This is a genomic window from Bacillus sp. AFS029533 (assembly GCF_002585125.1).
In the GTDB taxonomy this organism is placed as follows: Bacteria; Bacillota; Bacilli; order Bacillales; family Bacillaceae_G; genus Gottfriedia; species Gottfriedia luciferensis_B.
In genome coordinates this window covers 29,832-42,121 of sequence record NZ_NUQC01000020.1, presented here as the reverse complement: position 1 = coordinate 42,121, position 12,290 = coordinate 29,832, and the positions used below count along the sequence as shown (strand labels likewise).

Annotated in this window: 9 protein-coding genes and 2 riboswitches; of the genes, 4 read left to right on the top strand and 5 right to left on the bottom strand. The window is 34.4% G+C overall.

The genetic code is table 11. The features are described 5' to 3' along the window. Window positions 1-90: 90 nt before the first annotated feature. Genes COE53_RS10490 through COE53_RS24490 form a run of 5 tightly spaced genes read right to left on the bottom strand, consistent with a single transcriptional unit; the run spans window position 91 to window position 6,934 of the window. Entirely contained in the window at window positions 91-2,436 is a 2,346-nt protein-coding gene (locus COE53_RS10490) for a histidine kinase (RefSeq protein WP_069033502.1), read from the bottom strand. Between the two features lie 53 nt (window positions 2,437-2,489). After that, a complete protein-coding gene (gene kdpC / locus COE53_RS10485) occupies window positions 2,490-3,050 on the bottom strand; it encodes a potassium-transporting ATPase subunit KdpC (protein ID WP_098948014.1) in 561 nt (186 codons plus the stop codon). A 24-nt stretch (window positions 3,051-3,074) separates the two neighbouring features. Further along, a complete protein-coding gene (gene kdpB, locus COE53_RS10480) occupies window positions 3,075-5,114 on the bottom strand; it encodes a potassium-transporting ATPase subunit KdpB (protein ID WP_098948013.1) in 2,040 nt (679 codons plus the stop codon). Window positions 5,115-5,151: 37 nt separating this feature from the next. After that, complete coding sequence (gene kdpA / locus COE53_RS10475; RefSeq protein WP_098948048.1) at window positions 5,152-6,825, bottom strand: potassium-transporting ATPase subunit KdpA; 1,674 nt, start codon at window positions 6,823-6,825, stop codon at window positions 5,152-5,154. A 31-nt stretch (window positions 6,826-6,856) separates the two neighbouring features. Beyond that, window positions 6,857-6,934, bottom strand: coding sequence for a potassium-transporting ATPase subunit F (locus COE53_RS24490; protein ID WP_098121507.1), 78 nt, complete (start codon window positions 6,932-6,934; stop codon window positions 6,857-6,859). A gap of 458 nt (window positions 6,935-7,392) precedes the next feature. Continuing rightward, a riboswitch (cyclic di-AMP (ydaO/yuaA leader) is annotated at window positions 7,393-7,536 on the bottom strand. 142 nt (window positions 7,537-7,678) lie between these two features. Then, window positions 7,679-7,816, top strand: a riboswitch (cyclic di-AMP (ydaO/yuaA leader). Between the two features lie 115 nt (window positions 7,817-7,931). On the opposite strand from COE53_RS24490, the gene COE53_RS10465 reads away from it, so the two are divergent. From COE53_RS10465 to COE53_RS10450, 4 genes are all read left to right on the top strand, one after another. Then, a complete protein-coding gene (locus tag COE53_RS10465) occupies window positions 7,932-8,300 on the top strand; it encodes a Na-translocating system protein MpsC family protein (RefSeq protein ID WP_025671276.1) in 369 nt (122 codons plus the stop codon). Window positions 8,301-8,341: 41 nt separating this feature from the next. Then, complete coding sequence (locus tag COE53_RS10460) at window positions 8,342-8,755, top strand: CBS domain-containing protein (RefSeq protein ID WP_025671275.1); 414 nt, start codon at window positions 8,342-8,344, stop codon at window positions 8,753-8,755. A gap of 164 nt (window positions 8,756-8,919) precedes the next feature. Further along, window positions 8,920-10,293 carry an aspartate aminotransferase family protein gene (locus COE53_RS10455; protein ID WP_286162563.1) on the top strand — a complete coding sequence of 458 codons (1,374 nt, stop codon included), beginning with the start codon at window positions 8,920-8,922 and terminating at the stop codon, window positions 10,291-10,293. 19 nt (window positions 10,294-10,312) lie between these two features. Further along, on the top strand, window positions 10,313-11,779 hold the full coding sequence (locus COE53_RS10450) for a CoA-acylating methylmalonate-semialdehyde dehydrogenase (protein WP_098948011.1): 1,467 nt from the start codon (window positions 10,313-10,315) through the stop codon (window positions 11,777-11,779). Window positions 11,780-12,290: the final 511 nt, after the last annotated feature.

Here is a 12,290-nt window from a genome sequence, read left to right as displayed (position 1 = left end):
TTTCCTCCAATTTGTTAATTTGTTTCTTACAAATCAGAGATTACAGCCTAAACCTAAGTTTAGGTCAAGGGTTTTTAAGAAAAAAGTTTTTTATATTTTATCCTGTCCTTCTTTAGGGTCAGCAACTACTAAAACATCTAAGTGGCGCAACTCCCTTAACAACTTTTGAACGATTGATCCTGCTTTTATTTCCTCCCATCTAGAACGGGCTGACTGCCCAATAATTACATGAGTTGTCTTTTTTTCTAAAATATTTTTTACTAATTCAATAAAAACGTGTCTTCGATCAGTTGTTTCATACAATTCAAACTTTCCACCTAAGCGTGCAGTTAAATCTTTTATTTTTTTTAATGAAAGTTTTTCTTCTTCTGAAAAATTGTCATGTACTTTAACATACGATACATACAATTTAGCTTTTAGCCGATATGCAATTCGAAAGCCTCTACGAATAAGTCTTTCATTATTAGGTTTTAAATTTACACAAACAAAAATGACTTCCTCTTGTCTCCAAGGTCCTCTAAGTGATAAATCTCTTTCCCACGCCTCAAGACGTTCATCTACATCATCTGCGACTTCCCTTAATGCTAATTCCCTTAATGCAATTAAATTTCCAGTTTTAAAGAAATTATTTAGTGATTGTTCGATTTTAATTGGTGCATAAATTCTCCCTTCTTTCATTCTTTCTCTAAGTGCTTTTGGAGAAATATCAATTAATTCGATTTCATTAGCATCTTTAAGTATGTGATCAGGAACTGTTTCTCTCACTCTTATTCCAGCAATTTGTTCGACACTATCATTTAAGCTTTCAACATGTTGTATATTCATTGTAGAAATTACTGATATCCCTGCTTCCAGAATCTCTTCAACATCCAAATATCTCTTATTATATTTACTTCCTGGAACATTCGTATGCGCTAATTCATCTATTAACACGACCTCTGGATTTCTTTGTATAATAGCCTCAGTATCCATTTCTTCTAAAGTTGTTTCTTTGTAAGGAATGACTTTTCTCGGGATTACGTCTAAAACTCCTACTTTTTCCAAGGTTTCTTTCCTACCATGCGTTTCAAGTAACCCAATGACGATATCGATTCCTTTTTTCTTTAACTCATTACCTTCTCTTAACATCGTATATGTTTTTCCGACACCAGGAGCCGCTCCTATATAAACTTTTAAGGAACCACGTTTAATTTTATGAATTTCCTGAGCAAGCTCTTGTGGATTTAAGCGACGATATGGATCTGTTATTTCTTTATTTACTTGCATTGTAGGAATTAATCTTTCACCATCTTTTCGGGCTCGATCAGCAACAATAAATACATCTATATTTTTACTTTTTCTTAAAATTTTATTAACGATCGAACCATTTACAATCTCTTCCGATCGAGTTCTTTTTGATTGCCCGAGTACAATACTTGTTATATTATTTCGAACTGAATATTCAACTATTTCACTCGCAATTGATTTACTTCTTAATGGCAATTCTTCAAAATTTCCTCCGACTTTTTCAACAAGTTTTATGATGGAGCGTTTAAACGTTAATTCATCAGTAGTGAATTTTTTGTTAGGGGGTTGAAAACATACTACTTGTAAATCTCCACCTAATCTTTTGGAAATTTGTTGCCCCCTACGTATCAAAATAGAACCATTCCAATGATATTGAACAGTAACTAAAATTTTTTCTGACGCTCCGGATGGTCCTACCATACCATGTATTTCTCTATATTCATCAAGCTCATCATTTACTTCGTTAGCTATAAAACGTAGTGCTAACTCCCGAAGTACTGCTAAGTTGCTTTTATGAAATAACTGAGTATATTTTGTGTTTTCATCATTATTGTTAAAATCTTCTTTTGATCTTTCTAAAATAACTTCAGGTGTTACATCTAATAACTTAACTTCATTAGCCAATGACAAAGTATCTTCTGGAACAAATAATTCCACTTTAACTTTTCCACCGGTCAATTTATCAGCTTCATCATATACTTCTTTAATTTCATATATATTCATAGTTGTAATAACACTTATATTTTTGGAGATTAAATAATTAATATCTTCTAAACGTGTTGGAAACATTGCTTCTGGTCGATTTTGATGAGCTATGGAATCAACAAGTACTACTTCTGGATTTCTTTTAATAATTGCATCCAAATCAAGGTCATGTTTAATCGTTCCTTCTTCTTCCCAATGGACAGTAGGGACTTTATCCAAATTTCCTATTTGATCAATTGTTTTTTGACGGTTCGTCTCACTAATTAAACCAATTACAACATCAATCCCACGTTCTCTTAAAACATTACCTTCTTGTAGCATATGGTATGTCTTTCCAGATCCACTTACTGTCCCAATGATTATTTTTAATCTACCTTTTTTGATTTTCTGTATGGATGCTAGTAATTCCTCGGGTGTTTTTCTACGAAACTGTTTACCACTCAATATTCTTCCTCCTTTCTCTATACATAGGAAAAAGGAGAGACTTCTCTCCCCTTTTATATTAATTTCTGTAATGCTAAGTTCAGTTCTAATATATTCACACGCGGCTCTCCAAATATTCCTAATTGACGACCAGTTGTATGAGAATCGATTAAAGCCCTTAATTTATCCTCTGAAATCCCTGTTGCCTTAGCAACCCTCGGTACTTGAGCTTTTACTGCTTCTGGGGATAAATCAGGATCAAATCCCGAACCAGACGTTGTTACTAAATCTGCTGGTATTGTTTTACCAAGATCATTATTTTCTTTTTTTAAATTATTTACTTTATCTTTTGTTGCTTTAACATATTCCTTTGATGCGACAGCAGCATTAGTTGCAGCTGAAGCAGTAGGATTATAATTCGCAGCAGACGCTCTAGAATGGAACCATTCAGGCCCTTTAAATTCTTGAGCTAGTAATTTGGAACCGGTAACTTTTCCATTCGTTTCTATTAAACTACCATCTGCTTGTTTTGGGAAAATAGCTTGTGCAACCCCTGTTGTAGCTAATGGATATCCTAATCCGCAAATTAATAACAATACAATAGATGCTCTTATCGCAATCATAACTGATCTCACATTAAATCCTCCATTTCCAATCTATTAAACAAAATGCAATGTGGATACAAGCATATCAATAATTTTAATTCCAATGAACGGAGCAATAACACCACCAAGTCCGTAGATTAATAAGTTTTTGGATAATAGTTTATTTGCATCCATCGGCTTATACTTCGCACCCTTCATCGCAACAGGAATGAGGAGAGGAATGATGATTGCATTAAATATTAATGCTGATAGGATTGCAGACTTAGGCGAATTCAGTCCCATAATATTAAGATAATCTAATTGCGGAATTGCCATTATAAATAAGGCTGGGATAATCGCAAAATACTTCGCAATATCATTTGCGATTGAAAATGTTGTTAATGAACCACGTGTGATAAGTAATTGCTTACCAATCGCAATAACAGATAATAGTTTAGTAGGATCAGAGTCTAAGTCGATCATATTTGCTGCTTCTTTTGCAGCCATTGTTCCTGAATTCATCGCTAAACCAACATCAGCTTGAGCTAGGGCAGGAGCATCATTTGTTCCATCTCCAGTCATCGCAACTAACTTTCCTTCATTTTGTTCATTTTTAATCGCAGCGATTTTATCTTCTGGTTTTGCTTCTGCAATAAACTCGTCAACACCTGCTTCTCTGGCAATAGTTGCAGCTGTCAACGGATTATCACCTGTACACATAACCGTTTTGATCCCCATCGCTCTTAATTCTTCAAATCGTTCTTTCAATCCTGGTTTTACTGTATCTTTTAAATAAATAACACCGTAAATTTGATTATTTATTGCAACAGCAAGTGGTGTACCTCCAGCTTTTGCTACAACATTTGATTTTTCCTCTAGGTCAGAAGGAATGTTTCCTTCTTTCGCGGCAATATATTTCTTAATTGCATCTACCGCTCCTTTTCGAATTTCAGTTCCATCTTTTAAATTTAAACCTGACATTCTAGTTTCAGCAGTAAATTCAATTACCTCGGCGTCTTTATATTCATTTTGATCCCAGCTTAGTCCAGTTTTATGTGCCAACTCTACAACAGAACGTCCCTCTGGCGTTTCATCTTTTACGGAAGATTTTAAAGAAGCCATCGTTACCTCTTTTTCTGTTATACTACCAACTGGAATGAATTCATTTGCCATACGGTTACCAAACGTAATCGTACCAGTTTTATCTAAAATCATCGTATCAATATCACCAGCTGCTTCAACTGCTTTACCAGACATAGCTAATACATTAAATTGTGTTACACGGTTCATCCCTGCAATACCGATTGCTGATAGTAACCCACCAATCGTTGTAGGAATTAAACAAACAAGTAAAGCGATTAATGTTGCAACATCAATTGAGACATTTAAATAATTCGCAATTGGAACAAGTGTCATAATCACGATTAAAAAAACTAGTGTTAACACTGCTAATAAAGTAGTTAATGCCACCTCATTCGGTGTCTTTTGACGAGCTGCTCCCTCTACTAAAGAAATCATTCGGTCAATAAATGATTCACCAGGATCAGTTAAAATTTTAACAATAATATAATCTGAAACGACTGTAGTTCCTCCAGTAACAGATGAAAAATCTCCTCCTGCTTCTTTAATAACTGGTGCTGATTCACCTGTTATAGCTGATTCATCAATCGATGCAAGACCTTCAATAATTTCTCCATCTGAAGGAATAATTTCTCCTGTATCTACTCGAACGATATCTCCTTTTCTCAGTGAGGTTGATGGTACTTCTATATAAGACCCATCTTTTTGTCTTAACTTTGCATTTGTTTCTGATTTTGTTTTTCTTAGTGTATCTGCCTGCGCTTTACCACGCCCTTCAGCAAGTGCTTCTGCAAAATTAGCAAATAATACTGTAAATAAAAGAATTAAAAATACAGCAATATTATATATTCTACCTACTGTACTGATTCCAAAAAGATCTGGTTTAATTGAAAGAATAAGAGTTATGAAAGTCCCGACTTCTACTACAAACATGACTGGATTTTTTATCATCACAAGTGGATTTAATTTTTTAAATGAATCAATCACAGCTTGCGTTTTTATTGCTTTTGATAGTGGCTTATTTTCGATTGCCATTTGTTCATTCTCCTCCTTAGGCTATTACCGTTTCCTACTATTTGAACATCCCTAAATGCTCTGCGATTGGACCTAGTGCAAGTACAGGGAAAAACGTTAATGCACAAACAACTAAAATAATCGCAACTAATATGACTGTAAATAAAGGCGTATCTGTTCGGAATGTTCCAGATGTTGCTGCAACAACTTTCTTAGTAGAAAATGACCCAGCAATCGCTAGCATAGCAATAATTGAAATATATCGACCAAACAACATAACTAATCCGATTACAATGTTATAGAATTCCGTATTAGCTGTTAATCCACCGAATGCTGATCCATTATTAGCTGCTCCAGAAGTAATGGCGTACAATACTTCAGTCAAACCATGGAAACCAGGATTTAATATAGAAGAAACTGGTCCTTTTAAAGCTAATGCTAATGCAGTAGGAACTAAGATAATTAATGGGTGAGTTAAAATCGCAATCGATGCTAGTTTAATTTCTTTTGCTTCGATTTTCTTTCCTAAAAATTCAGGTGTTCGCCCTACCATTAGCCCGCAAATAAAGACTGTTAAGATGACATATAGTAATCCATTTAATAAACCAACGCCTTTTCCACCAAAAACATTATTTAACATCATTTCAGCAAGTGGTACCATTCCACCAATTGGTGTTAATGAATCGTGCATATTGTTAACTGATCCAGTTGTAGCAGCAGTCGTAACAGCCGTGAAGAGGGCTGATTCAGATATTCCAAAACGCACTTCTTTTCCTTCCATATTTCCATGTATACCAAGCGCTTGTAGCGCAGGAGTACCATTATACTCTGCAACAAATACTGCTGTAAGAAGCGCTATAAACAATATGCCCATTGCAGCAAATACTGTCCAACCTTGCCTTTTGTTTTTAACCATTACACCGAATGCATAAACTAATGAAGTAGGTAAAAGCATCATACACACTATGTGAACTAAATTTGATAAAGGTGTAGGATTTTCAAATGGATGTGCAGCATTTGTACCAAAAAATCCTCCACCATTTGTACCAATATGTTTAATTGATTCAAGTGCAGCTACAGGCCCTCTAGTAATGACTTGTTTTACCCCTTCAATTGTTGTTGCATCTACTGCACCTTTTAAAGTTTGAGGTACACCTTGGAAGACTAAAAATAAAGCTACGATAAATGATAAAGGTAAAAATACTCGAGTGATTGAACGAACTAAATCCACATAAAAGTTTCCTAGATTATCTTGACGTCCTACTAATCCTCTTATAAAGGCAATCGCTACTGCAAAGCCGGTAGCAGCTGAAGTAAACATTGGGAATGTAATAGCCGCCATTTGGGAGAAATACGATAGTGAATTTTCACCACTGTAAGCCTGCCAATTCGTATTTGTTATAAAAGAAGTTGCCGTATTGAATGCCAAAGCTGATGGCATATTCCTTATATGATCTGGATTGAAAGGCAAATATTTTTGAAATCTAAAAATTGCATATAAAATAATTAACATCACAAAATTACTTAACAACATCGCTAAAACATATTTTTTCCAACCCATTTTTTCTTCTTCGCGTACACCAATTAATCGATAAATAAACCTTTCAAAAGGCCCAAAAAAGCGATCTAATCCCGTTTTCTCATTGTCATATACTTTAACAAGGTAGCTACCTACTGGCTTTACTAATAAAACAATAATGAGCAATGTAACAACTACCTGCAAAATTCCCATTGACATTTAAAAATTCCTCCCACATGTTTAACTAAAATTTCTCTGGTTTAATTAGTACAAAAATTAAATATAGAATAAGAACAATCCCTATAATTGCTGGAATAAGCATCAATATATCCCCCTTACGCATTTTCGCAAAAAATTGTAAAACCCCAAAAAACTGCAAAAACGATAACAAGTAGACCAATCATTGTTAAGTCATTGATCATTCAAATTCTCCCCTCTCATAAATTTCATGCCTTTTTCTGAACAACAAAAAAGACCAATGGACACTAATCCCCCAGCAAATTAACTAAATGTTGTAGATATAAACATAGTTTTTTAATTAAATATGTCTACAACTAATAACGATTTAGTTAATTGAATTTGGAAGAAAAGTATTCATTGGTCTACCTAACACCCAGCTAGCGTATTGCTCTCTTTGTGTTCTGTCTCCCTGATCTTTTCTATGCATAATCCAGAATTTTCCATTTGAAAACAAAATAAAAAGACCTACACAGTGATTTGCTCAGGCAAAATTATTGCAAAAAGGCAATAAAAAAACCCGTTCAAATTAGGTGGTCTACTGACCTCCCTCGCTTTAGCCTACGAAGTTAGCTGTCGGGTAGGATGGCGAAAGAGTATCTCATCCCTTCTACATTCATGTAAAATTAACCCCAAAAAATTGGTTCCTCCGCTTACGAATGATTCGTAATTAAGCCGAAAATTATTTTGTTGACTTGATTATACGGCGATGTTTTTTTCATGTAAAGAGTTTTTTCAATGAAAATTTTTATAAAATTTTTGTAAAAATTTATTCCTTTACAATTTTATTTATCTCTGTATGATATATATATCAACAAAATAAATTAATTTGCTGTAATCGCTAAATCGTTTATACGAGCGGGGGAACCAATTCGTGCATTGCACATGGGGTGAATCCAAAATGGTAGGGCAACTTTTCAAGTCCGAATCCGTCAGCTAACCTCGCCAGCGTTTGAAGAGAGTAAAACTTAATCGTGTTATTAATATTTCAATATACTTTCCATTGAAATAAATAGCTACGAGAAGAGTTCTCTTCTTGTGGCTATTTTTTTGTTTTAAATAATAGTATAGGAGAGATATTAATGTTAACAACGAAAAAAAAACTGGAAATCGAATTAAGTGAGGCATTTATAAAATTCCAAAGAGAGTTAATTGGAAGAGGTCCTCAAGAAGCAAAAACATATATTGTTGAAGACATGATTATCCTTCGATTCAAAGGCGTATTGACAACCGAAGAGAAACATTTAGTTTCACACAACACAGGCAAAAGTCTTGTAAAAAAAATGCGCCAAGTCCTTAGAGAAATGTATAGTAAAGAATATGAAGAAATTATTGAAAAACATACAGGATGTAAGGTTTTATCAAGTCATAGTGATACGAGTACAAAAACTGGTGAGCGAATTGAAGTTTTTGTAATGGAACAAAATATTAGTAAATTACTTGAAACCTAAAAATACAAATTATAATTAAACTATATTAAGGAGTACGAAAAATGAATATCGCGTTTTTCTTTACCCCCAAAAACGAACTAGTATATATGAATATCAATTCAACTATGCGTCAAGCACTTGAAAAAATGGAACATCATCGTTATACGGCTATACCTTTAGTAGATGATGATGGTAAATACGTTGGTACACTTACTGAAGGTGACTTATTATGGAAATTAAAAAATACGGCAAGTTTATCATTTTCTAATACGAACGAAATCAGTTTAAAAGAAATTTCCTTGCACAATTTTTATGATCCCGTATCAATTAATGCACAAATAGAGGATTTATTTACACGAGCTATTAATCAAAACTTCATTCCTGTTATTGATGATAAAGATGTGTTTATAGGTATGGTGAAGAGAAAAGAAATTATTGAGTATTGTAGTAAGAATTTATTAAAAGAAAGCCATTAAACCGCTAATAGACTATATTAGCGGTTATTTTTTTTATATTTAATCATAATTCATTTAATCTAGAATTTTGTCCAGCAAAAAGGATAATATAAATCCTTCTGTAATATTAATTAATAAAGAGGATTTCAAATAAAACTAGAATTTTGAAAGTTGGTGACTATTCAGTGAATGATAAAACTGTAAAGGTGACGCATTCTACTTCTCTTTCGAAAGAAGAGCTTCTTGAATTAGACCAAAAATATGTATGGCACCATATGTCGCCTCATAATCCAAATCCATTGGTTTTAGTATCCGGAAAAAATAGTACAGTCACTGATATTGATGGTAAAAATTATTTAGACGGGATGTCTGGATTATGGTGTGTGAATGTAGGATACGGTCGCGAGGAAATCGCCAAAGCTGCTGCTGAACAAATTCAAGCAATTCCCTATGTTCCAATGTCTCAAGGTAATGTTCCCTCTATCTTATTAGCTGAAAAGTTAAATGAATGGCTCGGTGGAGACTATCGTATTTTTTATTCTAATTCTGGATCCGATGCGAATGAAGTAGCTTTTAAGATTGCTAGACAATACCATCAACAAAATGGTGAGCCCCTGCGTTATAAATTTATATCAAGATATCGAGCTTATCATGGTAATTCTATGGGCGCTTTAAGTGCTACTGGTCAAGCTAATCGCAAAGTTAAATATGAACCTCTTTCTTCAGGTTTTCAGCATGTTGCACCACCTTATTGTTATCGTTGTCCTTTCGGTAAAACGTATGGGGATTGTGGCATCCAATGTGCAAAAGCGATCGAGGATGTTATTAATTATGAAGGTGCAGAAACGATTGCTGGAATCATTATGGAGCCAGTGATTACAGGTGGAGGGGTTATTGTACCCCCTGCTGAATACTTAACAAAAGTTCGAGAAATTTGTGATAAATTTGGTATTTTACTAATTGTTGACGAAGTAATATGTGGGTTTGGCCGCTCTGGAAAACAGTTTGGACATCAAAACTTCGGTATAAAACCTGATATCGTCACAATGGCTAAAGGAATGACGAGTGCCTATTCTCCTCTTTCAGCAACTGCAGTAAGAAGCGAACTATATGACGTATTTAAACAGCCTGGAGCAGATCATCATTTTCGTCATGTGAACACATTTGGAGGAAATCCTGCTTCATGTGCAGTTGCACTTAAAAACTTAGAAATAATTGAAAAAGAAAATTTAATTGAGCGTGCTAGCTTTTTAGGTGATGAGCTTCGTAAAAAATTAGACGGTTTACTAATTTATAAAAATGTTGGAGATATCCGCAGCTTTGGTTTTATTGCAGGAATTGAGCTTGTTGAAGATAAAAAGAGTAAAAAACCTGCTAGTCCAGAAATAGTATTAAAAATAATAACTGAATGTAAGGCACAAGGATTAATAATCGGACGAAATGGAGATACGGTTCCTGGCTACAATAACATCCTCACACTTTCTCCTCCATTTACAACAACTGATGAAGAGCTTGACTTTATCGTATCTACTTTAAACAAAGCATTTTCAAACCTATAATCGTATGAGGTGAAATTCTATGTCCACTCAAACAAATATCAAAGTATTAAAGAATTTTATTAATGGTGAATGGATTGATGCTTCACCAAATGCCAAAACAATCCCAGTTCCTAATCCTGCTACTGAAGAAATATTAGCATTTGTACCTCTCTCAACTAAATCAGATTTAGAAACCGCTGTAAAAGCAGCTAAAAAAGCTTTTATTTCATGGAGTAAAACCCCTGTTCCTAAAAGAGCAAGAGTACTATTTTCATATCAACAATTACTAATTAAACATTGGGATGAACTTGCTAATTTAATAACGATTGAGAATGGTAAAAGTTTCACAGAGGCATATGGAGAAGTTCAACGTGGAATTGAATGTGTAGAATTTGCTGCCGGCGCACCAACATTAATGATGGGTAAACAACTACCTGATATAGCTACAAATATAGAATCGGCAATGTATCGATATCCTGTTGGCGTAGTAGGAGGCATTACGCCTTTTAATTTTCCAATGATGGTACCTTGTTGGATGTTCCCATTAGCTATTGCTTGTGGAAATACTTTTATCTTAAAGCCTTCAGAACGTACTCCACTTCTTGCAAATCGTTTAGCAGAACTTTTTACCGAAGCAGGTCTACCAAAGGGTGTGTTCAATATTGTTCACGGAGCACACGAAATTGTAAACGAATTACTTCAAAACAAGGATGTTCCAGCTATCTCATTTGTAGGTTCACAGCCAGTGGCGGAATATGTATATAAAACTGCCTCTGCAAACGGTAAGCGTGTTCAAGCTTTAGCTGGTGCGAAAAATCATAGTATCGTTTTACAAGATGCAAACTTAGAAGAAACGGTTAAGCAAATCGTTACAGCTGCATACGGTTCTGCAGGTGAACGATGTATGGCTTGCTCAGTGGTCGTAGCAGTTGGAGACATTGCAGATCCTTTAATAGAGAAATTAAAAATAGAAGCGGATAACATCACAATGGGAAATGGATTAGATGAAGATGTATTCCTAGGTCCTGTCATTCGCAAGGAACATCGTGAACGAACGGAACAATATATAGAATGTGGAATACAAGAAGGTGCGACATTATTACGAGATGGACGAAATGATTTAATTAGAAAAGAAAAAGGCTACTTTATTGGACCGACAATCTTTGATAATGTGAACCCATCTATGAAAATCTGGAAAGAAGAAATTTTCGCACCAGTTCTATCAATCGTTAGAGTTGAAACATTAGAAGAAGCGATTGAGCTAACGAACAAGTCAGATTTTGGAAATGGAGCTTGTATCTTTACAGACAGTGCATCAAGTATTCGATACTTCCGAGAGAACATTGAAGTAGGAATGCTCGGAGTTAACATTGGCGTGCCCGCACCAATGGCTTTCTTTCCATTCTCTGGTTGGAAAAACTCGTTCTATGGTGACCTACACGCAAATGGTGCAGATGGGGTTGAATTCTATACAAGGAAAAAAATGATTACTAGTAGATTAGAGTAAATAAAAAAATTAGGCTTTTCCATTAGTTTAAGTGACTGACTAATGGGAAAGCCTTTTAAATAGAAAAAATCGCATATCCCGTTAGTAGTTACGGATGAGATGCGATTTGTCATTCATTATTGGTTTTTGCCAGTAAGTATATCATCATTTAATGCGTGACGTTCTGTTTTGATTGATCATTGCAGATTCGTTTTAAGCTTACCAGGATTGCATCGTTTTTAATAAAAAGTAGCAAAACTAGCTAAAATTCAAATCATCTTTTAATAATCCGAGTGAAATTCATCTATTTTTTTAATGATTTAATCTTTTAGAACACTCGATTTCAATGTTAATTGTGATTTTACTATTTTTATTTGTGATTCACAGATTTTAATTGCGATTCGGCCTTTTTATTTGCGATTCTCGGATTTTAATTGCGTTTCGGCACTTTTATTTGCGATTCTCTAATTTTAATTGCGTTCCGGCCCTTTTATTTGCGATTCACAGATTTTAATTGCGTTCGGCCTTTTTA

Coding starts and splice junctions, on each gene's coding strand:
- kdpB (WP_098948013.1), bottom strand. CDS start 5,114: ATGGCAATCGAAAATAAGCCACTATCAAAAGCAATAAAAACGCAAGCT.
- COE53_RS10460 (WP_025671275.1), top strand. CDS start 8,342: ATGAATATCGCGTTTTTCTTTACCCCCAAAAACGAACTAGTATATATG.
- COE53_RS10450 (WP_098948011.1), top strand. CDS start 10,313: ATGTCCACTCAAACAAATATCAAAGTATTAAAGAATTTTATTAATGGT.
- COE53_RS10465 (WP_025671276.1), top strand. CDS start 7,932: ATGTTAACAACGAAAAAAAAACTGGAAATCGAATTAAGTGAGGCATTT.
- COE53_RS24490 (WP_098121507.1), bottom strand. CDS start 6,934: ATGCTTATTCCAGCAATTATAGGGATTGTTCTTATTCTATATTTAATT.
- kdpA (WP_098948048.1), bottom strand. CDS start 6,825: ATGGGAATTTTGCAGGTAGTTGTTACATTGCTCATTATTGTTTTATTA.